This is a genomic window from Streptomyces sp. NPDC037271, assembly GCF_055603605.1.
In genome coordinates this window covers 159552-181930 of the sequence record NZ_JBVJVN010000003.1, presented here as the reverse complement: position 1 = coordinate 181930, position 22379 = coordinate 159552, and the positions used below count along the sequence as shown (strand labels likewise).

The following is a 22379-nucleotide window of genomic DNA, read 5'->3' as shown; positions in this document are numbered from 1 at the left end:
AACGAACTACCGGTAAGTAGCCTCCTCACTGGTGGTGAGGTCCAAGTCGTCCTTACCGCCGCGTCCTCCTACCGTGGACGCCGCTTCGGCGGCACCGGGCCAGGAATGACGTCCAGATTCATGTGCTCCTTGAACAGGTGCACCAGATTCGCCCCGTCTAGGAGTTCCAGTCGCCCGTGCTCGTTGGCGAACGCTTCGCTGGCCCGGCCGAACCATGAGGTCGTCACGAGGATGCCCTTGGCCGCGCGCTTGTGCTCTAGCACGCCGGCGAGCGCTGAGACGGTCTCGAACGGCACCACGTTCTTAGTGCGCTTCGCCTGGATGATGCACAGCCCCTTCATGACGGGGTCCGTGTTCATCGCGACCGCGTCTACACCCTCGTCGCTCGATGGTTGAGTGTTTACGCTGTCCAAGCCGATGGCTTCGAACAACTGCCGGATGAGGTGCTCGAACTCCGTGGGTGTCAGATCCATGAGCACGGGCCGGCTGTCCAGGCCCGCCACGACGTCCAGACTGTCCATGAGCCGGAATTTGGACAGGTCAAACGTGACCAGCGGGCGTACCGGCTCAAGTTCGTAGGGGTTCGGTGAGATGATCGACCGCAACCGTTTCAGGCAGGCCTGCGGCTCCACCTGGGTGAGCACCAGTTGACTGAATTCCTTCTGATCTGCCTGGAGAGTGATCAAGCAGGGATGAACGTCGCGTCCGGTGGCCCGGTCGATGGTCGCCACATGTCCGTTCAGAGCGACGGACTGGATAACGCCTTCGGTGTCGGATGCGAGGATCTCGTAGACGGTGCGCAAAGCCGTTTGCGCGAGGACTGATGAGTACAGTTCCTTGCGCTCCTTCTCGGGCCGTGGCACCGGCGTGATCTCGTCGCGTGTCTTGACGTATCGGTATGCGCGAGATGCTGGTACCACATCCTCCAGCGGCAGGTCGATCTCGACCAGCAGGTCGCCGGTGTCGGCCTGATACGACACCTGATGTGCCTTTGGGAAACCGTGTGGGTATACGGACGCAGCCAGCACTTGGTCCACGAACCACTCGACAGCGTCCACATCCCTGTCCCTGTAGGCGGTACGGCGCTGCTCAAGTTCAGTGTTCCACGCCTCAACCCGGGCCGCCTCCTCCCGGTTGCGTTTCTCGTGTTGAACGCGAGCCTGCTCCAGCTTCTCGACGCGCTTCTTCTCATCACGCGCATGGTCGCGCAGGGCTCTGTCGAGCCGCTTGCGGGCAGCTTCGACCTCCGCGTCGTAACCGCGCCGGCCGAACCCCAAGGCGCCGAGAATGCCCCGAGGCGCTGACGGTTCGAACTCCTCCCAGCGCGGTAGGGGTGCGGCCTTGGTACGTCCCTTCGGCGGAATGAATGGTTGGGCCACGAACTCTTGCTTCAGTCGATCGAACGTGAGCGGCTGCTGATCGAGTACCGCCGTGCGGAGCAGCTTCGACAGCTGATCGGCATCGTGCTCGGCCACGCTGGTGCGATCGACTGCTTCCTGAGAGCGGGCAGCCTCGTACGCGAGTTTTGCTTCACGAGCCTTTCGCTTGGCCTCGGCCTCGGCGGCTTTCCTCGCCCTCTCCTGTTCCTTGGCCTGCCGTGCAAGATCCCGTGCGTATGGATCGTTCGCGCCCGCCACTTTCTTCCCCCAGCTCAGTGCATGATCGTCAGGTCAGAACTTTCCGTAGTATCTCTCACTGGCCGGGCGGCGTCAGCGGGCACTTGCCGTGGGCGAACGGTAGTTGGGCGCCAGGACAGTGAAGGCCCGCCAACGAGTGAAGCAGTGACGGTCTCGTATCTCCCTTTGGGTCCCGTGACCTATGCCCAGCCGGAGCGGCTGAACCTGGGATCCGGCTCGACTTGCTCCTCGTTCGGTTCCCACCCAGGTCGGAAGTCGGGGTGGGCGGCGTATGCCGCAGCAAGGTGGAGGAGTGGGAACGTAGTCGCGGAGAGCACGATCATGGCGGGACCGTGAACCATGAAGTCGGCGTGTTCCGCGTCCTGCTGTATACGCTCCACAAAACGCAGGATGCCTCGTTTTGCGGCTACGTCGGCGAGAACCTGGGCCTTCAGCCTTGTGGTTTCCTCGGCTGGGTCGGGCTTTACGGCTTGTGCCGCCGACTCTGCGTACCATGCGCGCTCGAACGGAGAGAAGAAATGCGCGGTACGGACCTCAATTCGGTCGAACGTCCTTACGGCGGATGCGGCAAGTGCCTGCTCGGAGTGCGGCGGCTGTCGCCCGCGAAGCCGGCGACGTCTTCGCCTGAGCGCCAGCGCGAGAACGTGCTCACTGCCGCCGCCTGCGTCGGGGCGCACATCATCGGCTTGGCGGACGACTGGGAGGTCTCCGGCGCCACGGACCCCGTGACTCGCCCCAGCCTGGGCCCGTGGCTCCGTGACGAGAGGGGCCCGTACGACGGCTTGGTCGCGGCAGCGGTGGACCGGCTCGGCCGCAATGTCGTCGACTGCCTGAACACCGGCTACAAGATGCGGGACGAGAAGAAGACGCTCGTCACGTACGGGCACGACGGAGCCTGGAATCTCGACGACCTTATGAGCCCCACAGGTTCACACCATGTGTGCGGGTTGTCGACATAGGTCGCAGGGTTGGTCGCGGGCCCGAGACCGAGCGGGGCGGGGGCCTCGCGCCGTATGGTGCTGATCACCCGCTCGCAGTGGGCGTTCACCCGAGGGGCCCGCGGCGCGCTCTTGAGGGTCGCGGGCCCCTCGGCCTCGAAGACAGCATCGAACGACTGGCCGTACCTGCCGTCGCGGTTACGCAGCAGGAAGCGTAGGGACCTCATGCGAGTGCCCCAGGTCGGCGGCGAGGTTCCGGGCCTCAGAACTCGTGCACGACCACCCAGTAGTCGTCGTCCTCCACCGTGGAGGCACACAGATGACGTCCGTCCACCGAGACGGCGATGAACTCGGGGGTGCCCGTCGCGGCGGCGACACGCGAGGGAAGGTTCTCGCCGACCCGGTCCCTCACCCGCACCCAGCCGACCTTGCTCCCGCCGGATCCAGGGGGCAGGACCAGGAAATCGCCGCTCTCCATGAACAAGCGCGCAGGCTCGGCCCGCCGGTGCCACTCCCTGCTCAGCTTCTCCAGGGCCTGAGGGTCCGAGTCGGAGACCTCGGCCGACGGCCGGACCTCGACCCCGTTCACCGCGTAGAGCGCGGCATTGACGGAAGGTCCATCGTGCGTCTGGTCCTCCACGATCTCGAGACCGCAGTTCTCAAAGATCTTCAGCCAGTGTGGCGTCAGCCGGTCGTTCATACTGCTTACCTTCCGTCGGTTCGCCGGGGTCAGCCGCCCGAATAGAAAAGGTGATGATCACCGCCTGGCTTGTTTATCTTGGCATACCTCTCCATGGACTCTGGATAGCCGACGGTGCCGTCCGGCCGTTGGATCTGTGTGTTGTCCCAGCCGAAGTTGACCAGGCTTCGAGTGTCGTCGTTCTTCGGTTTGCCGGCATGGAAGTGCGGGCCCGCCGGATCGTGGGTGTGCTCGACCACCACGCGCGAGCCGTTGTCCGTCTCGAACTGGCGGAAGTGACCCCAGTGGGCCGGGTCGGACGAATAGATGTACCCGGGGGCGTGCTTGAGGTGCCGATCCCCGGTCACGGTCCATTCGGCGATCGGTTCCTCGCCGTACCGCACGCCGGCGAGTTCGTAGGCGGCCCGCTCCGCGTCGGCACGGTGGTCGAACGGGTTGCCTCGCTCGCCGCGCGGATAAGGACTGAGCCCGAGCGGATCGGACCAGGTGTGGGGGTTGCGTACGTAGGTGACGGGGTTGGGCGCGGGAGCGAGACCGAGGGGGTCGGGCGTGATGTAGCGGGCTGTCTCGGGATCGTAGTGACGGAACAGGTTGTAGTGGAGGCCGGTCTCGGGGTCGTAGTACTGGCCGGGAAAGCGCAGCGGAGTGTAGGCCTTGCTGTCTCTCGCCCAGGCAGTGGTGCCCCACAGGGTGGCCCGCTTGCGCCACGCGACGGCGCCGTCCTCGTCGATCAGCTCGGTGGGCGTGCCGACCAGATCGGTGGCGATGGCGAAGAACCGACGGTCGATCTCTTCCTGGCGGGTGCCCGCCCCGAGGACGCGCTCGGTCTGGGACAGGGGAACACCGGAGCGGTGGTCCCAGGTGAGGACGACCGTGGTTCGGAGTGCAGCCTGGAGGACGGCCTCTTCGCAGAGCGTCATCCCGTCCCACGAGAACCGGATCTCCTCGGCCACCGTCTCGCCGTCGTCGGCCAGCCGCTGCTTGGCGATGCGACGGCCCAGCGCGTCGTACCGGTAGCGCCAGTGGGTTCCGTCCGGAGTGACGACCGAGGTGAGGCGGTTCTCCGCGTCCCAGGTGTAGCGCCAGGTGTCCGGGCGCCGGGACGAACGCCGCTTCTGGCGGAGGGTGATGCGGCCGAGCACGTCGTGCTCGAAGCGGACGGCTCCGGCACGGAGGATCGCCGAGCCGTCGTAGGCCCGCTGTCCGATCGCCTCGCTCCCCGGATGGGAGACGGGCCAGATGGCCTCCACCTGGTTGCCGCGCGCGTCGTACACGTACCGCTCGGACCAGTTCTGCGCCCGGACGCCGACGACCTGGCCGACGGCATCCAGGTCGAAGGAACGGTTTCCGGCCAACTGGTCGTCGATCGCGCTGAGATAGCCGTCCGGGCGGTACGTGTAGGCACGCCGGTTGAGTGTCCGGCCGCCGGCGCTCACGTGTTCGGCGGCAAGACGACCGGCTGCGTCCCAGGCGGAGGTGATGGCGAGAGCGCCCTCGGTGTCACCGAAGACCCGGGCCGTTTCACGGCCCGCGACGTCGTGGGTGAAGATGACCGAGTTCCGGCCGGTGGTCAGTCGTCCGGGGCGGCCGCCCGTGTCGTATCCGTAGGTGGTGACATGCCCGGTGGGCGTGATGCGGCGGGTCCTGCGTCCCACGGCGTCGTAGGCGTAGCTCATGGTGCGGCCGTCGACGATCTCGGCCTTGAGCCGGCCACGACGGTCGTACACGCAGAGCAGTTCACTGTCCGGCCCCGTCGCACGCAGAAGGCGTCCGGCCGGGTCGTACTCGTAGGTGGTGACCTTCCCCGCGGCGTCCTTCCGCAACACCCGTCCCAGCTGGTCACGTTCGAAGGTGATGGTCTGCCCGAGCGCGTCCGTGCGGGAGAGCAGCAGCCCGGCGGGGTCGAACCGGTAGCGGAGCGTCCTGCCGTCGAAGTCGGTCTCCGCGGCCACGTGGCCTGCCGCGTCGTACTCGTACGTCCACCGTGTGCCCTGCGGATCGGTGACCTCGACGAGTCGGAGGTCGGCGTCGTACGCGAATGTGTACCGAGCGCCGTCGGGAGCGGTTCGGGCGGTCAGCAGATCGAAGTGGCTGTACTCGCAGCGGGAAACACCGCCGAGCGGGTCGGTGTGCGTGAGCTGGTTGCCCTCCCCGTCGTAGGTCCAGGACTCGACGGTGCCGTCCGGTGCGACTCGTCGGACGAGATGCCTGTCAGCGTCCCACTCGAGGCAGGTCACCCCGCCGCCCGGGTCGGTGACACGGACCAGGCTGCCCAGTGCGTCGCGCTCCAGGAGGACTTTGCCCCCTGCCGGGTCGGTGACCTGTACCGGCAGCCCCGCATCGTCGCACCGCACCGTGGTGACGGCGCCGAGTGCGTCGGTGACCGACGTCAGGCGACCTCGGGTGTCGTAGGTGAAGCGACTCGTGCCACCACCGGGGTCGGTGACGGAGGTGCGGTTACCGCGTTCGTCGAACTCCTGGAACCATCGCGCCCCGTCGGGTCCGACCAGTTCCGTGTGCCTCCCGAAACGCCCCGGCCTCATGGTGTGTCCGCTGCCGTCGGCGCGGACCGTCGAGACGAGACGGCCGTCCTCGTCGTAGGTGAAGGCGGTCGCTCGCCCCAGTGGGTCGGTACGGCTCACGAGGTTGCCGTGGGCGTCGTAGCTGTACCGGCTGGTGTTGCCGACCGGGTCGGTGGTGGCGATCACACGGCAGCGGTGGTTGATGAGGTGCCGGGTGCTCCGCCCGTCGGCGGTGGTGAGGGTGGTGGTGCGGTGGCCGGTCTCGGGGTCGGGGTCGGTGTAGGTGAGGGTGATCTGGACGTGGCCGGCCTCGCCACCCTCGGCGACGACGCGGTCGTGGTGGTCGTAGGTGTAGTCGTAGCGGCTGTTGTTGGAGTCGATCCAGGCGGTGACGCGGTGGCGGTCGTCGTAGAGGAAGGTGGTGGTGGCGCCGGAGGGCTTGGTGACGGTGGTGAGGTCGCCGTTCTGGTCGTAGCCGTAGGACATCAGCGGCAGGTCCGCGCCTGCCTCGCCCGCGTCGGCCAGGAGGAGAGCGGTGATCTTCCTGTCGGCGACGGTCAGCTTCACGTGATAGCCGCCCGAGTGGACCAGGGCCAGCGGCAGCCCGTCCTCGGTGCGGTCGGCGGTGATCGTGTGACCGTTGCGGTCGGTGAGAGAGGTCAACCAGGCGGTTCCGTCGCCGCCGGGTTCGGCATCGTGCGGGGCGGTGAAGTGGCGGACCAGACCGGTGTCGGGGTCGGTGAGCGTGTAGTCGCCGTCACCGTGGCGGGCCAGCAGGGTGCGGGCGGTGCCGGAGTCGGGGCGGGTGGGGGCGCCGGGGACCGGGTGCGGATAGGTGATCAGCAGGCCGTCGGCGCCGACGTGGACGACGCCGACCGGGTCGATCTCCAGGCGCTCGTCGACGGTGCAGGTCCAGGACGGCCCGAGGAAGCGGCCGGTCGTGAGGCCGGACTCGGTGCGCCGGGTGAACACCAGCGGCAGGATGCCGGGCAGTTCGATGTCGGTCTGCGGCAGGAACATGCGGCCCGAGGCGAGGTCGACGGGGTCGGTGCCGTCGGTGGTGCGGGTGCCGTCGGGGCGGTCGTGGGTGCCGTCCGGGGCGTTGTCGACCAGGTTGCGGGCCCGCGCGGCGTCGGCGGCGTCCGCGGCGATGCGCACGCCCTTGACCGCGGCGCCGCTCCCGCCGGTGGCCGCGGTCAGCGCGAGGTCGGGGACGAGTCGTCCGAAGCCCTCGTAGGGGTCCTTCATGAAGTCGCTGACCATCTGCCTGCCGGTGCCCACCGGGTCGTTGGCGGCCAGCACCAGGCCGGAGGCCAGGCTGTTGAGGTTCGTCGCGTACTCGGCGGGATGGGTGATGTTGTACGGGTCCAGCGGGTTGATCCCCCGCCCGAAGTTCACCAGTCCCGCGGTGCCCTTGATGATCCCGCCGCCGACGTGGTCACCCATGATCTGCAGCTCCTGCAGACCCTGCCCCGCCTGCTGCGCGTACGACGGCTTCTCGGGGGCCAGGTCCCGCGCCGCGCGGACGGCGCTGCGGGCGGTCTCCGCGGCCGTGTTCCGCTGCTTACGGGCGTCGGCGAGGATCTCCTGCGCCTCCTGCATCAGCTTCTTGCCCGGATCGTCGAACGTCGGCGCCGGACAGGGCGGCAGCGTGGACGGGTCGCGCCGATCGGCGGGCTGGGCGTTGTAGCGGTCGACGGCCTTGTTGTAGGTGTCCACCTTCTTGCGGTGGGCGTCGGCGGCGTCCTCGGACGCCTTGACCCCGTCCTTCCACTTCTCGATCGCCGTCTGCGCCTGCCCCTGCGCCCAGGTCACGGTGGAGGCGAACGACTCCAGCGCGCCGGCCGCCTTCTCACAGGCGTCGGCGCCCGTGAACCACTTGGGCGGCTGCGTGCTCACCGCCTTGCGCAGCGCCTCGGCCGCCTTGCCCTTGAGCTGCGAGGAGTCCAGGCCCTTCAGGCCCTCGCCGGCGTCGTCGAACGCCTTCTGGAAGGCGCGGAGTTTCTCGGCGGTGGAACGGATCTTCTCCGCACTGCCGTAGACCAGCTTGGTCTTGTCCTCGGTCTGCCCGAGGTCCATCTCGTCGACCTCGGCGCCCATCCGGTTCGCCACCGAGCGCGACTGCTCGCGCACCCAGTCCGCGCCGGACTCCCAGCCGACGTCCTCCAGCCGGTCCGCGGTCCAGTTCCCCGCGCCCTCGACCCGGTCACCGACCCACTCGACACCGTCCTCGACCGCGTCCTCCACCGAGTCCGGCGTGATGTCCTTGATGAAGTCACCGATGCCCACGCTCAGTCACCCCCGCCGCTGCCCGGCCCGCCCTGCTGCTGCGCCTGCCGGGCACGCTCCTCGGGCGAGGGGCCGAACGTCTCGTCCAGCGCCTGCTCGCGCAGTTCCGGTGTGACGCCGACCGCGTCGTCGATCCTCGACGTCAGATTACCGACCTGCCCCTCGGTGAGAACGGTGCGCCCGGTGTCCTTCCAGGTCTGCTCGATGTCCTGGCCGGCCTGCTCCCACGACTCGGCGCTCCAGTCCGGATCCAGGTAGTCGGGCTTGAAGACCTCGCCCCAGCCCTGCCGGGTGATCTCCTCCTCCGTGGCGTGCGGATTGCCGCCCGCCAGGGAGTTGACCCCCACCTTCAGCGCCCCCTCGACATACTGGTCGTGCTCCCACTGCGTGCCGGCCGCCAGACCGAGACGGTCCGCGATCTGACTGGCGTCGTGCACCAGCGCCCGCACGCCCCACTCCCACCGCTCGCAGAAGTCCTCGAAGTCGACCGACAGACCGTGGTGCCCGGCCTCCATCCCGGTCATCGACAGCTGGGAGAAGCCCTTGCCCATCACCGAACCGGTCGCCCCGCCCAGCTCACCCAGCCCGTCGATGGTGGCGCCCACCCCATTGGTGAACTTCGCGACCGACGCCCTGTCGAAACTCAGGTCCACCCCGTCACCGCCCATGACCACGATCCTCCCCGACCGCCCCGGCATCCACGGCGACCCCGTCCGGAGCGATCCCGGTGACCGGCGGGAAGAACATCGACCCGTCCTCGGTGGCGATGTCCACCGCCAGACCGGCGGGCTCACCCAGACCCGGCACGATCTCGTCCACGATGCGCGCGCCCAGCAGCCCGGCGTACTCCACCGGCCGCTCCCCCGGACCGTGCAGCAGCGCGAAACGCGCCAGCGCCACCTCGTCCGTGAACGCGCACACCCACCGCACACCACCCGAACGCGCGCTCCACAAGCGCCCGTCGACGGACGGGACCAGCAGGACCGTCCTGCGCATCTCACCGACCAGTGCCCGCGGATCACCAACTCCCGCCCGCTGCTCGGCGATCCGCTCGGCGAGCGCCGTCCTTGCCCGCTCCACGTCCCCTCCCGCCTCCTGGATCACTATCGGCACCCTAGAACAGGACGTATGTTCGGAAGAGATGGTTCGCGTCTATGATCGAAGTTGTCTTGACGGAGGTTGGCGGACACGAACAGGGACACCCCCGACTGCCGGGTGCGATTGTCCTTCCTCGGGTGACTCCGGCGCAGCCGAGGCACTGGAGGCGATGCCCGGCCGTACCGAGCGGGAGGGCCGGACCTGGCCCCGGGACGGCCGTGCGAGCCGTCTCGCAGGCGAAGAAGCCGACGGCGCGGCCGGAGCCGGCCGTGCCCTCGTGTGTGCGAGAGGACGAGCCGCCTCTTGGCCCTGGCAGCGGGCGGATCCGTGAGAGCGACCGGGCTCCCGACCGAGTTCGGCAGCGTGGTGCGGGCTGCCGAATCTCAGAGCCTTCTGATTTTCCGTCACTACCGTCCGGGCCATGGTGCGCGACTATCTCATCATCGGGGCCGGACCGGCCGGACTCCAACTTGCCGCTCTGCTGGAACGCGACGGGCGCGACTACGTCGTCCTGGAGCGGGGGAGCGGACCGGGGACGTTCTTCACCCGGTACCCCCGCCATCGGCAGCTGATATCGACCAACAAGGTGCACACGGGTTTCACGGACCCGGAACTCAACCTGCGCATGGACTGGAACTCACTGCTCAGCGACGACCCGGAGCTGCTCTTCACCCGGTACAGCGAGCGCTACTTCCCACCGGCGGACGACCTGGTGCGCTATCTGGCCGACTTCGCGGCAGGCACCGGAGTGCGCGTCGAGTACGGGACAGAGGCCGTCCAGGTCTCCCGCACGGACGGCGTCTTCACCGTCGCCGACGACGACGGACGCACCTGGCAGGCCAAGCGGCTCGTCATGGCGACCGGTATCTCCCGACTCTACGAGCCGCCCGTCCCGGGCCTCGAACTCGCCGAGCGGTACGACACCTTCGACCCCGACCCGGCGTCCTTCACCGACCAGCGGGTGCTGGTCATCGGCAAGGGCAACTCCGCGTTCGAAACCGCCGACGGTCTCGTGGAGAAGGCCGCGGTGATCCACGTCGCCGGCCCGCACTCGGTCAGACTCGCCTGGAAGACCCACTACCTCGGGCATCTGCGCGCGGTGAACAACAACTTCCTGGACACCTACCAGCTCAAGTCGCAGAACGCGGTGCTCGACGGCACCGTGGAGAGCATCGAGAAGTCCGGGAGCGGCGGCTTCCGGGTGATGCTCCGCTATGCGCGGACCACGGAACCGTTGCGCGAACTGCACTACGACCGGATCATCGTATGCACCGGCTTCCGCTTCGACGCGTCCGTCTTCGACGAAACCTGCCGCCCCGCGCTCGTCATCAACGACCGGTTCCCCGAGCAGACCTCGTCCTTCGAGTCGGTCAACGTACCGGACCTGTACTTCGCCGGAACCCTGATGCAGCAGCGGGACTTCAAGAAGTCCACCAACGGCTTCATCCACGGTTTCCGCTACGCGACGCGTGCCCTGCACCGCATCCTGGGCGCTCGCCATCTCGGTACCCCCTGGCCCGCCCGGACGCTCACCGCCACGCCGGAGGCGATCGCCGACGCCGTCATCGGCCGCGTCAACCGCTCGTCGGGCCTGTGGCAGCAGTTCGGGTTCCTCGGTGACGTGGTCGGCGTGGACGGCGACCGCGCCGTGTACCAGGAGGAGGTCCCGCTCGACTACGTCACCGACGGCGGTCTCGGGCCCGCACCGCACCGGTTCGTCGTCGACCTGGAGTACGGACCCGAACACGACCAGGCCGACCCGTTCGACATCGGTGTCCCGCGCGTGGTCGAGAACGACGTCGACCACGCCATGGATTCCACGTACCTCCATCCCGTTGTCCGCCACTACCGGGACGGCGTACTCGCCGGGACCCACCACCTGGCGGAGAACCTGGAGAACGACTGGAACCTCCCGGCGGTCCACCGGCAGCCGCTCACCAGGTTTGTGAGGGAGAGCCTTGGCTGAGCAGTTCCCCGGTGCCGTACTCGACCTGCTCGACGCGGCGGGCGACCGTACGGTGTTCGAGCACGCCGGCCGGGAGGTCTCGGGAGCCCGGCTCCTCGGCATGGTGCGACGCGCGGTGAACGGCATGCGGCGCCGCGGTGTCGGGCCCGGCGACGGCGTCGCCATGCTGCTCGGGGTCGGCCCCGGGCCGTTCGCCGCGATCATCGCCGCCCACGTCGTCGGGGCCCGCGTCGTCGGGGTGCGACCCGGCCTGACCGGACGTCAGCAGGAGCATCTCCTGAGGGATGCCGCGGTACGGGTCACCGACCGGCCCGACGGTCCCGGCGTCCGCGGGACCGGGACCGTCCTCGCGCTCGACCGCCTGCTGTCGGCGGAGGACGACGGTGTCCGGCCACGGGTTCTGGCACGGCCCGAGGACGTCGCCCGGCTCCTGCACACCAGCGGCAGCACCGGCGTCCCCAAGGCGTGCGCCCAGACCTACGCGGCGATGACCGCGGGCTGGGCGCACCGGCCGGACGCCTGGCCGCCCGCCGTCCGCCGACTCGCCGGGCACCTGGACCGGTTCCTGGTGTTCGGCACCCTGGCCAGCCAGGTGATGATGGAGTACGGGCTACTGGCACTTGCCGCCGGCGGCACCCTGGTCACCGCCGACCCACCGGACCTCCCCGACGCCCTGGTGCGGCACCGGGCCACCGCGAGCGTCATCACGGTCGCCCGGCTGGCGAGACTCGTGGCGGATCAGCGCGAGTCGCCGGTGGACCTCGGCGGTCTGCGCGCGCTGATGGTGTCGGGGTCACCGCTGGAGCCGGGACGGCTGCGGGAGGCGGTCGAGGTGCTCGGCCCGGTCGTCTTCCACGGCTACGGACAGACCGAGACCGGCATGATCTCCATGGCCACCCCACAGGAGCCGGCAGGCTCCCTCGGGGTGCCGCCCGTCGAGCTGGAGATCCGCGACACCTCCGGCCGCCCGGTCCGGCAGGGGACCGACGGCGAACTCTTCGTCCGCACCCCGTCGCAGAGCTCCGGCTACTGGCGCGAACCCGCCCTCACGGCAGAGGTGTTCCGCGACGGGTGGGTGCGCACCCGCGACCTCGGCCGTCTCGACGCATCGGGCCGGCTGTGGCTCACGGGACGGGTCCGGGACGTGATCATCGTCAACGCCAACGTGTACTACGCCGGGCCCGTCGAGCGGCTGCTCGCCGGGCATCCCGCGGTGGCGGAGGCGTACGTCGTCGCCGTGCCCGACGACAGTACGGGCGAGGCCGTCCACGCCTTCGTCGTCCCCTCGGCCGGTCGTACCCCGGACCTCGGCGAACTGCGCACGCTCGTGGCAGCGGAGCTGGGTGAGGCCTGCGCTCCGACCCGGCTCACCCTCATCGGCGAGGTACCGTTCACGGCCGCCGGGAAACCCGACAAGCGGCGTCTCGCGGCCGGAGGCTAGCGTGCCGGGCCCCGTCCCGGGGGGGGGGGGGGGGGCGCGGGGGGAGGGGGGGGGGGGGGGGGGGGGGGGGGGGGGGGGGGGGGAGGGGGGGGGGGGTTGGCTCCCTCCCCCCCCCCCCCCCCTCCCCCCCCCCCCCCTTCCCCCCCCCCCCCCCCCCCCCCCACGGCCCGTTCGGGAAGGGCTGACCGGGCCGTGCCCGGGGAGGCGGGAGGGACGGGGCGGCGAGTGCGACGCCATGGGCGCCGCCGCCTCACGGCGCCGTGCCCTCGTTGCCCGGTGCGGGCGTTGCCGGCACGGTCTTCTCGGCGGTAACGGCTTCGCCGCGCACCAGATCGTCGAGTTCGGCGTTCAGCCCGGCGTCTTCGGGATGCCGGGCAGCGGCCTGCGGGTCGCTCCCGCGGAGGGCGACGGCTCCCCCCGCGATGGCCATGGGAAGAGCGACGAGCACCGCGGCGGTGCGCATGCCTCCCGGCGCGGAGAGGACCAGAGCGATGAGAGGGGGCCCGAAGGCTCCGCCTGATTTGCCGACCGCCGCGGCCCAACCGCCGGCGGTCCCCCGGATGGCCATGGGGTAGATCTCGGCCGTGTAGGGGCCGATGAGTGCGATGACACCGGCGGTCCCGGCGAACAGCAGCATCACGGCGGTCAGGAGGACAGGCCGGCTGCCGTCCGTCCCGACGGCGGCCAGAGCGAGCAGCGCCGCGACGGTGAGGGCCGCGTAGACGACCATGGTGCCCTTCGCCGACCAGCGCATGTAGAGCCATGCGGCCGCGACGCAGGTGGGGATGGACAACAGCGACGAGACGAACAGCAGCGTGGCGGCGGACATGCCCCCCTCGTTCGAGGCCTCCAGCTGACTGGGCAGGAAGGTGATGAAACCCCAGTAGACGAGGCCCCAGGCGAGTGCGTAACCGCTGACGACCAGAGTCTTGGCCGTCTGGGGGCGTTTGAACAGGGTGGAGGCGGGGACGCGCCCGGCCTGTGAACGCTGGGCGGTGAAGGCGGCTGATTCCGGAATCCAGCGGTTCAGCGCGATCAGGATCAGGACCAGTGGGAGCTGGGCGAACCACAGAACACGCCACCCGGTGAGCGGGATCAGCACCGCGGCCAGTCCGGCGGCCGCCATGTAGCCGCCAGTGGTGGTGAGCCCGGCCTGGAGCACCATGACGGCCGCGCGTCGTCCGGGCGGCAGGCTCTCGGTCATCAGGGCGTAGACGACGGGCAGCATGCCTCCGGCCGCCATCCCCATCAGAGCGCACATGACCAGGATGCCGCTGTAGGTCGTCATGGCGCCGCACACCGTCGTACCGAGAAAGAGAAGGGACGCGATGAGGATCGTGGCCCTGCGCCCGATACGGTCCGCGGCACGGCCCCCCACGAGTGATCCCAGTACCGTGCCGCTGAGTGCCACGGTGGGCAGCCACGAGATCTCAGCGGCGCTGAGATGGAACTCGGCACGCATGCCGGGCTGGATGAACGCCAGAGTGGCGGGTTTCATCTGGTCCACCATCAGCGCGAAGCTCAGAACGGCGATGAGGCTGTGCCGGCTCGCCCGGGTCGTCCGGGCCGGAGCGGGGGTGGCCGCGGGGCCTGCTCCGGGGGGCTGCACGACCGCGAACCCGGAGATCACCACGCCCACGACGATGGCGGCCATGGCGGCCCACATCACCTCCGACGTCCCCATCATGGCCATGTGGAATCCCATGGACGCGGAATCGATGAACATCCACACGTGCTGGCCGACGCCGGCGCACGTGAGGGCGACGCCGGTCCAGAACATCAAGGGCCGGGGTATCAGCGAAGCTGGTTGCGCGGGCAAGGTCAGTCCTCCGCCCTGTAGAAGCTCTGACGCGGCTCCCCGCGGAAGCGGCCCGCCTCGGCGACGGGCGGCGTTCCGTCCGGTCGCGGCCACCGGCTCACGACCCGGCAGCCGGCCGGGATCACCACGACCGCCGGAACGAACGCGGGGCCGAGCTCCGTGCCAGTCATCCGTCGCCCTTCCCCGGGTGGCGGACCGGACAGCGCCCGGCCCGCTGCTCCTCGAAGTACCGTGCCGCCGGACGCCGTCGGCGGGCGTGCAGGACCATGACCGTGCCGAGCACCAACTGGCGTACGCTCCGGGTGACGTCCTCCACCCCGTCCCGCAGCCGGACGAAGCTCCGCAACGCCTCCAGGCGGCGGGGCCGGGGAGGCAGGCCGCGCGGAATCAGCAGGCACGGCGCCCGGTGCGGAATGGAGCGGGTGTGCGCGGCCGTCGAGTCCAGCCGGAACCGGCCCAGCACCTCGCGGACCGCGGCGCGCAGTACGAGCGGCGAGATCCGCCAGGCCGGACAGGGGCGGTTGGCTGCCATGCCGTACGGGATGTGGTGGACGTCCCTGGCGGTCAGGCGGGTCCAGCGGTCGGGGTCGAACACCTCGGGCCGGTCGTATCCGGTGGCGTGGTAGTCGGGGTAGCTGAAGCACACCACGGAACCCGCCGGCAGCACCGTCGCCTCGTCGAGCGGGATCTCACCCGTGGTGATGCGGTGGGCGATGCCGAACAGCGGGTACAGCCGCATCGTCTCGTCGAGCACCTGCGTCAGGTACCGGTCGTCCTCCGGATCCGCGGCCAGGCGGTGCTGCACCCGCGGGTGGTGGGCGAGGGCGAGCAGGACGTGCGCGGTCGCCTCGGACAGCTGCACGACCGCAGTGTTGAAGAAGGTCCCTTGCAGGTAGTGCACCTGCTCCGGCACCGACAGGGAGGCCGGCAGCGGGTGCGGTACGTGGCCGGCCGCGACCCGGTCCCGCAGGTAGGCGGTCAGCCGGGCCCGGCGCCGCGGATGGCGTAGACCGGTGCACTTCAGGGCGGTGATCACGTCATCGGCGTGAGCGGTGATCAGGTCCCGGGCACGCGGCGGGCACGGCTCCCGGAAGACCAGCTCGTAGCAGAACCCGGCCCACGCGGGCATCACCAGGTCCCGCAGCCGTACGAGGGTGATCCGCGTGTCCGGCAGCGTGTCCAGCGCGCCGGCGACCGCGCGGGCCGCCGCCGCCGTGAGATCGGCCGAGTTCCCGGCGACGATGCGCCGCGTCGTCGCGGCCACGTCCTCGTAGCGTTCACCGGGCTCCAGGTGTTCCTGGTGCACCTCGGGCCCCGGCGCCAGCCAGTACCAGAACAGGTCGGACAGGCCCGCCCCCTCGCTCCGCCCGTTCGCGGCCGGGTGGGCGTAGACCCGCTCGAACACCTCCGGCCCGTGGGTGGCGTTGGGCAGGGTCACCACCCGGTCGCCGTTGACCTTCTCGAAGATGCGTACGCGCAGCGCCACCACGGCGCGCGGCAGCCACCACGCCCGCGTCCTCGTCCGGTTCCTCACCACGTCCCCCCGTTCCGTACGACCATGTCGGCCGTCAGATCGGCGTTCCGGCGCCCGCCGCACAGGGCGAGCGTGTGGTCGTACTCCTCCCGCAGTGTCGACAGGACCCGCCGTACTCCCGTCTCCCCCTCGGCGGCCAGACCCCACACCACCGGGCGTCCCACGCCGACGGCGCTCGCGCCCAGGGCGAGCGCCACTGCGACATCGCTGCCCCGGCGCACCCCTCCGTCGAGCAGGACCGGCACCCGGCCCGCGACCGCCTCGGTGATGGCGGGCAGGCAGTCCACGGCCGCCGGTACCGCGTCGCACTGGCGGCCCCCGTGGTTGGAGACGATCACCCCGGCCGCGCCGTGCTCGACGGCCAGCCGTGCGTCCTCCGGATGCAGTACTCCCTTGATCAGCACGGGAAGTGAGGTAGCGCGCAGGGCCTCGGCGAAGTCCGGCCAGCGGACCGCCGGGGACATGGGGATGGCGGTGAGCGCGCCCGGTCCGGCACCGGGCAGGCCGCGCATGTTCTCCGCGGCGAGTCCGGGCGGCAGGTCGGTGAACCCGTTCCGCAGGTCCCTGGTGTGCCGGCCGAACACCGGCGAGTCGACCGTGATCACCAGCGCCGTGCAGCCCGCTTCCTCGGCGCGCCGGACGAGAGCGGCGGTGACCTCCCCGCGGGGGTGCAGATACAGCTGGAACCACACGGCCGGGTCGGACGCCGCTTCGCGCGCCGCGGCGACGACGTCGAGGACCGCGGTGGTCGCGGCCGTCCCCGTCACCAGGACGGCTCCCTCGGCCGCGGCGGCACGGGCCGTGGCCCGCTCGCCGCCCCGGTGCACCAGCCGGTGGAAGGCGGTAGGTGCGACGATCACCGGCGCCACCTGCCGGGCTCCCGGAAGATCGACTGCGGTGTCCCGCGTCCAGCTGCCGCTCAGCACCCTGGGCAACAGCGCGTACCGGTCGAACGCCTTCTCGTTGCGGGCGAGGACGCGTTCCTCGCCCGCGCCGCCCGCCACGTAGTCGTAGGAGACCGGATCCAGCGTCTTCCGTGCGCTGTCGTGCAGTTCCCGGAGCGTCACGACGCCACCGGGGTGGCCGGGCTCCGGTGCGCGGTGAGAAAGGCGTCCAGCGGGGCGCGGTGGACCTCCTCGCTGTCCCACTCGTTCTCCAGGTTCTCGGCGAGGTGGTGTTCGGCGACGAACTCGCCGTCCCGGTACCAGCGCACGACCGGATGCAGATAGCGTCCGTCCAGGCCCGACACGTCCTGCTGGGACTTGCGGCCCGCGGTGACGTCGAAGGGGTCCACCCGGTCGTGGTCCTCCCCGTACTCCAGGGTGATCACCGCGTAGGCGTCCACCTCACCGAAGTCCCCGGCGCGCACGGCGCCCGGCACGTGGCCGACGGGCACCTCCTCGGCGTAGCGCAGCGTGCCGTCCGGGGCGAGGAGCAGCAGGTCACCGAGGACGGCGAACTGCTGCCACAGCGCGGAGGACCGGTTGACCCGGGTGATCACCGCGTCGACGGCCCGCTCCGTGGCGTCCCCGAGCACCGTCGTCGGCCAGGGCACCTTGTCGTGCTGCTGCCGCAGTCCACGGTGCAGTGCCCGCACCGCGTAGCGGAAGCCGTGGATGAAGCCGGTCGTGGACTTCCCGAAGTCACGGCCCTGCATCAGCGTCCCCGCGAAGTACAGACCGGGTACGTTGACCGACTCGCCGAGAGGGGTCAACTCCGGGAAACGGCCGTCGACGACCAGGTCCGGCGTGCAGGTGTCGTCGAAGATCGAGCCGTCGAACCGGAAGCCGGTCGCGACGATCACCCGGTCGTAGCGGATCTCCTTGACCACCTCGTCGACCCGCTCGAAGGAGACCGGTACGTGAAAGCCGTCCGGCTCACGTCTGATCGCGAGCACCCGGCCGTCGAGGAGAGCGTTCTGCGACTTCAGCTGGTAGCTGTCCAGGAAGTTGTTGTAGACCGCGCGCAGGTGTCCCACATAGTGCGTCCGCCAGGCCATCTTCAGCGAGCCCGAGCCGACGACGTGGATGACCGCCGCGGTCTCCATCAGGTTCTCGGCCGTCTCGAAGGCGGAGTTGCCCCGGCCGATGATGAGCACCCGCTGATCGGTGAAGGACCCCGGGTCGGTGTCGATCGTGTCGTAGCGCTCGGCCAGTTCGATGCCCGGGACCGACGGCAGGTTCGGCACGGGCACTCCGGTGGCGGCCACCAGACGCCGTGCACGCCACGCCTTTCCCGTGCGGTCGGTGACGGTGAAGCCCTCGGCGTCGCGGGAGACCTTCTCGACGGAGGTGTCGTACCGCACGCGCACCCCGGTCCGGGAGGCGAAGTCCGTCAGGTAGCGCACCAGGTCGTCGGCCGGCGGGAAGTAGCGGGGGCTGTACCGGGTGAACAGCAGCTCGGGGTCGTCGCTCAGCAGGGAGTTCCAGTCCATCCGCAGCCGCAGCTCCGGATCGTCGTACCCCGTGTGCACCTTGTTGTTCGAGATCAGAAAGCGGTGCCGGGGGAACCGCGTGAAGAACGTGCCCGGACCACTGCCGCGCTCCAGGACGACGTAGTCCGCGCCGTCCCGCTCCAGGAAGGCGGCAAGTTGCAGCCCGGCGGGCCCCGCGCCGATGATCAGGTAGTCATGGGTCATGCTCCGGAAGCTAGTCACCGGATCTCAGAGCGCTCTGAGATTGCCCGCCTATGTTTCCGGACGTGCTCACCACTACGGACACGGTCTCCCTCGCCCGCCCTCTGGACTCCGCCGCCCTGCGCCGCGCGGCGACGCCACTCACCGTCAGCGTGGACGCCGGGGTCCGGGCGCGGCTGGACCGCGGCCGCCGGTTCCTCCACGGCCTGCGGCACGGTGGCGATTCCCCCCGGATCTACGGCGCCACCACCGGATTCGGCGCACTCGTGGGGTACGCCGGCCGTCCCGACGAGGCGGACCAGTGCGACAACACCCTGGCCCACCTCGGGGCCGGTCAAGGACCGGACCTGCCGCACGAGATCTGCCGCGCCGCCCTCCTGCTGCGCACCTGGTCCCTCGCCCAGGGTGTTTCCGGTGTGTCCGCAGAGGTCGTCGACCGGCTCGCCGCGATGTTCGCCACGACGTTCTCGCCCGCCGTCCCGCGCTACGGCTCCGTCGGGGCGAGTGGTGACCTGATCCCGCTCGCCTACGCCACCCAGGCCCTGCGCGGCCGGGGGCACGCCTACGTGGACGGCCGCCGCATGCCGGCCGACGAGGCACTGACCGCCGCCGGACTCCGTCCGCTCGCTCTCGACGGCCGCGACGCGCTGGCCCTCGTCAACGGCACCTCCGTCACCACCGCGGCGACGGCACTCGCCCGCGACACCGTCCGCACGGCGCACCGTTCCCTCATGGCCCTCACCTGTGTGCTGGCCGACACCCTCGGCTGCGAGCCCGGCTTCCTCGACGGGGACCTGCTGCGCGTCTACGGCCACACCGGCGCGATCGACGTCGGCGCGCGGATGCGGCGGACGCTCACCGGCATCGTCCCCTCCGGCACCCGGCCGCTGCAGGAGCCGTACAGCATCCGTTGCGCCCCACAGTTGCTCGGCGCCGCCGAGGACGCGCTGCGCTACGTCGACGGTGTGGTCGCCGCGGATCTCGGCGGCGTCAGCGACAACCCGCTGCTCTTCCCCGACGACGACGCGGAGAAGGGAAAGGTGGTGCACGGCGGGAACTTCTTCGGGCAGCCCGCCGCGTTCGCGGCCGACCTGCTCGCCTCTGTCACCGCCCAGCTGGGCAACCTCGCCGAACGCCAGCTGGACCTGCTGACGGACCCGGCACGCAACGGAGGGCTGCCGCCGATGCTCGCCACCGCACCGGGCCTGCAGCACGGACTCCAGGGCGTACAGCTGGCGGCCACCGCGTTCGTCGCGGAGATCCGCCGCAACGCGACCCCGGCCGGGATGCAGAGCCTGCCGACGAACCTGCACAACCAGGACGTCGTACCGTTCGGCACCCAGGCCGCCCTGCGCTCCTACGACATGGCGGAGCTGCTCGTCCTGCTGTCCGGCTCCCTCGCGCTCGGTCTGCGCCAAGCCGTCCACGTCGGCGCCCGCCGTCCCACCGCGCCCCGGTGCGCGGAACTCCTCGACGCTCTCATCGAGGTGATCCCCCCGGTCGAGCCGGACCGTCCGCTGGACGCGGACGTCCGCGCCGCGGCACGCCTGCTCGCCACGCGCGAGTTGCCGTGACCGGACCCGCCGGGGCCGGGACGCCGGGCAGGGGCTCGTACTCCGGCAGCCGGATGACGAACCGGGCGCCGTGGCCCGGACGGCCGGTGGCGGTGACCGTGCCCCGGTGGCGCGTGACGACCTCCCGCAGCAGCGCGAGCCCCAGCCCGTACCGTCCGCCGTCGCCGCCGCCACGGTGGAATCTCTGGAACAGCTGTTCCACCGTGGCCGGGTCGAAGCCGGGCCCGGTGTCCGTGACGGCCAGCCCGACCATGCCGGCGGAGCGCGACAGCGTCACCTCGATCCGCCCCTCGGCCGGGGTGTGGCTGATCGCGTTGGACAGCAGCTCACCGACGGCGCGACGCAGCGCGGACTGTATACCGTCGACGAAAAGGGGACGCGGGGGACCGTCCACGACGACGGTGAGGCGCCGGGCCCGCGCCCGGTCCGACTCCTCGGCCACCACTGCCCGGGCCAGCGCGGCCAGATCGACCGGCCGGCGTTCCGACGGCCGTGCCGGGCCTGCCGCGAGGCTCGCGGACAGCAGCAGGTCGTCGAGCACCTCGCCGAGCCGGCCGGCCGAGGTGACCAGCCGGGCCAGCCCGTCGCGATACGGGACCGGCAGATCCTGGTCAGCCGCTTGCCGGGCCAGCACCTGCGCCCGCGTGTGCACCTGGGTGACGGGGGTGCGCAGCTCGTGACTGGCGTCCGTGACGAACTGCTGCTGCCGGGTGAGGGCCTCCGCCAGCGGGGCCACGGCCCGCCGTCCGAGGAGTGCCCCGGTGAAGGCCGCGGCGAGCAGCCCCACCAATTCGGCCACACCCAGCGCGAACCAGAGATGGTTACGGTCGGCCAGCTGGAAGCGCAGGTCGAACACCGCCTGCACCACGTCCCCGTCCGCCCGGAGCTGCGTGCGCACCAGGTAGACCGTGTGGTTGCGTTCCACGGTGCGCTCCACGGCCTCGTGGGTGCCGCGCACCCGGTTCAGGTCGGCGCGCAACGGGAATCCGTCCGGGGCGTTGGACAGCGGGGCCACGCCGGGTGCGTACAGCCAGGTGCAGACCGGCGGGCTGGTCAGATCGCCGTAGCCCGCGCCGTAGCGCAGCTCACGCCACACCTGATCGTTCTGTGCGTGCACCATGACCGTGTGCGCGATGCCGCCGACGACCGTGATCAGCAGCGTGATGATCGCCCCGGTGATCACGGCGATCCGCAGCCGCGCCCGGCGCACCGCCGCCCACTCGGTGGGAGCTGAGGGCCTCACAGTGTCCCCAGCCGGTAACCGAGACCGCGGACCGTGCGCACGACCTGCCGGCCGAGCTTGCGGCGGAGGTAGTAGACGTAGGTGTCGACGATGGACGACGCGGGCGCCTCCTGGAACACCAGCCGGCGCAGCTCCGCCCGCGAGTGCACGGTCGTGGGGCGCGAGGCGAGCACCCACAGCAGCGCGAACTCCCGGGCCGCGAGGGCGACCTGCTCGCCACTGGCCAGCTCGACCTCCCGGCGGCCGACGTGCAGGCGTCCCGATCCGATCCTGAGGACATCGGTGGCTTCGAGCGCCCGCCGGCACAACGCCCGTAATCGAGCGCTCAGTTCGTCGAGCTCGAACGGCTTGACGAGGTAGTCGTCGGCACCGGCGTCCAGCCCGTCGACCCGGTCGTGGACCGTCCCCATCGCGGTCAGCAGCAGGACCGGCGTCCGGACGGCTCGGGACCGTAACCGGCTCACGAGGTCGAGGCCGTCGAGCGCCGGCAGGCGCCGGTCGACGACGAGCACGTCGTACTGCCGGGAGAGGCCGAGGTGCAGGCCCCGCTGGCCGTCGGCCGCGACGTCGACGGCGTACCCCTCGTCGCGCAGTATGCCGGAGAGCATGCCGACCAGCTCCCGGTCGTCTTCGACCAGCAGCAGCCGCCAAGGATCCCGTGCGTGTCTCCGCGTCACAGTTCTCCTCCCCTCGCCCGCCCCGCAACCCCTGTCAACGCCCCTGTACGGGAGGGGGTTCCCGGACGGTTGAGGAGGCGGCCGAACAAGGAACGGGCCGGGGGAGGGACGTGGTGGCGGACCGTGCGGGCGGACGGGCGCGGTACGAGGGGACCGACCGCGAGCCGCACCGCCGAAGAGCCGGGCGATCGACCGTTCGGTCTGAGCACGGCGGCACCGGGCCGACGGTGCTCCGGGCCACCCGAACGTATTGCCGGGAAAACCGCTTTTCACAGGGCAGTGTCCTCCAACCGGTGTACCCCGTTG

The 22379-nt window shown here is 70.6% G+C and carries 17 protein-coding genes; 4 read left to right on the top strand and 13 right to left on the bottom strand.

Translation table 11 applies throughout. The annotated features are described in order from the left end of the window. Nucleotides 1–68: 68 nt before the first annotated feature. Nucleotides 69–1637, bottom strand: a complete 1569-nt coding sequence (locus ACZ7G3_RS08580; protein ID WP_470924235.1) for a restriction endonuclease — start codon at nucleotides 1635–1637, stop codon at nucleotides 69–71. A gap of 179 nt (nucleotides 1638–1816) precedes the next feature. Next, entirely contained in the window at nucleotides 1817–2272 is a 456-nt protein-coding gene (locus tag ACZ7G3_RS08575; RefSeq protein WP_470924541.1) for a DUF6221 family protein, read from the bottom strand. Here ACZ7G3_RS08575 and ACZ7G3_RS08570 point away from each other — a divergent pair. After that, nucleotides 2156–2596, top strand: coding sequence for a recombinase family protein (locus ACZ7G3_RS08570; RefSeq protein WP_470924233.1), 441 nt, complete (start codon nucleotides 2156–2158; stop codon nucleotides 2594–2596). The genes ACZ7G3_RS08575 and ACZ7G3_RS08570 overlap by 117 nt on opposite strands. A gap of 241 nt (nucleotides 2597–2837) precedes the next feature. Here the strand turns inward: ACZ7G3_RS08570 and ACZ7G3_RS08565 are convergent, their stop codons facing one another. From ACZ7G3_RS08565 to ACZ7G3_RS08550, 4 genes are read right to left on the bottom strand one after another with little or no spacing between them, the layout of a single operon-like run. Further along, nucleotides 2838–3275 carry a hypothetical protein gene (locus ACZ7G3_RS08565; protein ID WP_470924231.1) on the bottom strand — a complete coding sequence of 146 codons (438 nt, stop codon included), beginning with the start codon at nucleotides 3273–3275 and terminating at the stop codon, nucleotides 2838–2840. Between the two features lie 29 nt (nucleotides 3276–3304). Then, complete coding sequence (locus ACZ7G3_RS08560) at nucleotides 3305–8086, bottom strand: putative T7SS-secreted protein (RefSeq protein WP_470924229.1); 4782 nt, start codon at nucleotides 8084–8086, stop codon at nucleotides 3305–3307. Between the two features lie 2 nt (nucleotides 8087–8088). Then, a complete protein-coding gene (locus ACZ7G3_RS08555) occupies nucleotides 8089–8754 on the bottom strand; it encodes a hypothetical protein (protein WP_470924227.1) in 666 nt (221 codons plus the stop codon). Next, nucleotides 8744–9166 carry a hypothetical protein gene (locus ACZ7G3_RS08550; protein ID WP_470924539.1) on the bottom strand — a complete coding sequence of 141 codons (423 nt, stop codon included), beginning with the start codon at nucleotides 9164–9166 and terminating at the stop codon, nucleotides 8744–8746. The genes ACZ7G3_RS08555 and ACZ7G3_RS08550 overlap by 11 nt, the downstream gene beginning before the upstream one ends. Before the next feature lie 439 nt (nucleotides 9167–9605). Between ACZ7G3_RS08550 and ACZ7G3_RS08545 the strand changes: the two genes are divergently transcribed. Further along, nucleotides 9606–11150: an NAD(P)-binding domain-containing protein gene (locus ACZ7G3_RS08545; RefSeq protein WP_470924225.1), complete on the top strand. Its 1545-nt coding sequence runs from the start codon at nucleotides 9606–9608 to the stop codon at nucleotides 11148–11150. Next, the gene (locus tag ACZ7G3_RS08540) at nucleotides 11143–12591 is read left to right on the top strand and encodes a class I adenylate-forming enzyme family protein (protein WP_470924223.1); all 1449 of its coding nucleotides are present in this window, start codon (nucleotides 11143–11145) and stop codon (nucleotides 12589–12591) included. The genes ACZ7G3_RS08545 and ACZ7G3_RS08540 overlap by 8 nt, the downstream gene beginning before the upstream one ends. A 250-nt stretch (nucleotides 12592–12841) precedes the next feature. On the opposite strand, the gene ACZ7G3_RS08535 is transcribed toward ACZ7G3_RS08540, so the two are convergent. The 5 genes from ACZ7G3_RS08535 to ACZ7G3_RS08515 are packed head-to-tail and all read right to left on the bottom strand — an operon-like array spanning nucleotide 12842 to nucleotide 18582. Then, nucleotides 12842–14371, bottom strand: coding sequence for an MFS transporter (locus ACZ7G3_RS08535; RefSeq protein ID WP_470924221.1), 1530 nt, complete (start codon nucleotides 14369–14371; stop codon nucleotides 12842–12844). 41 nt (nucleotides 14372–14412) lie between these two features. Further along, nucleotides 14413–14580 (bottom strand): hypothetical protein, encoded by a 168-nt coding sequence (locus ACZ7G3_RS08530; RefSeq protein WP_426598912.1) that lies wholly within the window; start codon nucleotides 14578–14580, stop codon nucleotides 14413–14415. After that, complete coding sequence (locus tag ACZ7G3_RS08525; protein WP_470924218.1) at nucleotides 14577–15947, bottom strand: cytochrome P450; 1371 nt, start codon at nucleotides 15945–15947, stop codon at nucleotides 14577–14579. The genes ACZ7G3_RS08530 and ACZ7G3_RS08525 overlap by 4 nt, the downstream gene beginning before the upstream one ends. Continuing rightward, nucleotides 15941–17011, bottom strand: coding sequence for an alpha-hydroxy acid oxidase (locus tag ACZ7G3_RS08520; RefSeq protein WP_470924216.1), 1071 nt, complete (start codon nucleotides 17009–17011; stop codon nucleotides 15941–15943). The genes ACZ7G3_RS08525 and ACZ7G3_RS08520 overlap by 7 nt, the downstream gene beginning before the upstream one ends. Next, a complete protein-coding gene (locus ACZ7G3_RS08515) occupies nucleotides 17008–18582 on the bottom strand; it encodes an NAD(P)-binding domain-containing protein (protein WP_470924214.1) in 1575 nt (524 codons plus the stop codon). Before ACZ7G3_RS08515 ends, ACZ7G3_RS08520 begins: the two co-directional genes overlap by 4 nt. A gap of 62 nt (nucleotides 18583–18644) precedes the next feature. Here ACZ7G3_RS08515 and ACZ7G3_RS08510 point away from each other — a divergent pair, with 62 nt between their 5' ends. After that, the gene (locus ACZ7G3_RS08510; protein ID WP_470924212.1) at nucleotides 18645–20153 is read left to right on the top strand and encodes an HAL/PAL/TAL family ammonia-lyase; all 1509 of its coding nucleotides are present in this window, start codon (nucleotides 18645–18647) and stop codon (nucleotides 20151–20153) included. Here the strand turns inward: ACZ7G3_RS08510 and ACZ7G3_RS08505 are convergent. Next, nucleotides 20059–21396, bottom strand: a complete 1338-nt coding sequence (locus ACZ7G3_RS08505) for a sensor histidine kinase (RefSeq protein ID WP_470924210.1) — start codon at nucleotides 21394–21396, stop codon at nucleotides 20059–20061. The genes ACZ7G3_RS08510 and ACZ7G3_RS08505 overlap by 95 nt on opposite strands. Beyond that, entirely contained in the window at nucleotides 21393–22073 is a 681-nt protein-coding gene (locus ACZ7G3_RS08500; RefSeq protein ID WP_470924208.1) for a response regulator transcription factor, read from the bottom strand. The genes ACZ7G3_RS08505 and ACZ7G3_RS08500 overlap by 4 nt, the downstream gene beginning before the upstream one ends. Nucleotides 22074–22379: the final 306 nt, after the last annotated feature.

Bases quoted from the DNA above. Each gene is read 5' to 3' on its own strand.
- ACZ7G3_RS08570 (WP_470924233.1), top strand. From the start codon at position 2,156: ATGCGCGGTACGGACCTCAATTCGGTCGAACGTCCTTACGGCGGATGC.
- ACZ7G3_RS08565 (WP_470924231.1), bottom strand. From the start codon at position 3,275: ATGAACGACCGGCTGACGCCACACTGGCTGAAGATCTTTGAGAACTGC.
- ACZ7G3_RS08555 (WP_470924227.1), bottom strand. From the start codon at position 8,754: ATGGGCGGTGACGGGGTGGACCTGAGTTTCGACAGGGCGTCGGTCGCG.
- ACZ7G3_RS08545 (WP_470924225.1), top strand. From the start codon at position 9,606: ATGGTGCGCGACTATCTCATCATCGGGGCCGGACCGGCCGGACTCCAA.
- ACZ7G3_RS08535 (WP_470924221.1), bottom strand. From the start codon at position 14,371: ATGTTCTGGACCGGCGTCGCCCTCACGTGCGCCGGCGTCGGCCAGCAC.
- ACZ7G3_RS08530 (WP_426598912.1), bottom strand. From the start codon at position 14,580: ATGACTGGCACGGAGCTCGGCCCCGCGTTCGTTCCGGCGGTCGTGGTG.
- ACZ7G3_RS08515 (WP_470924214.1), bottom strand. From the start codon at position 18,582: ATGACCCATGACTACCTGATCATCGGCGCGGGGCCCGCCGGGCTGCAA.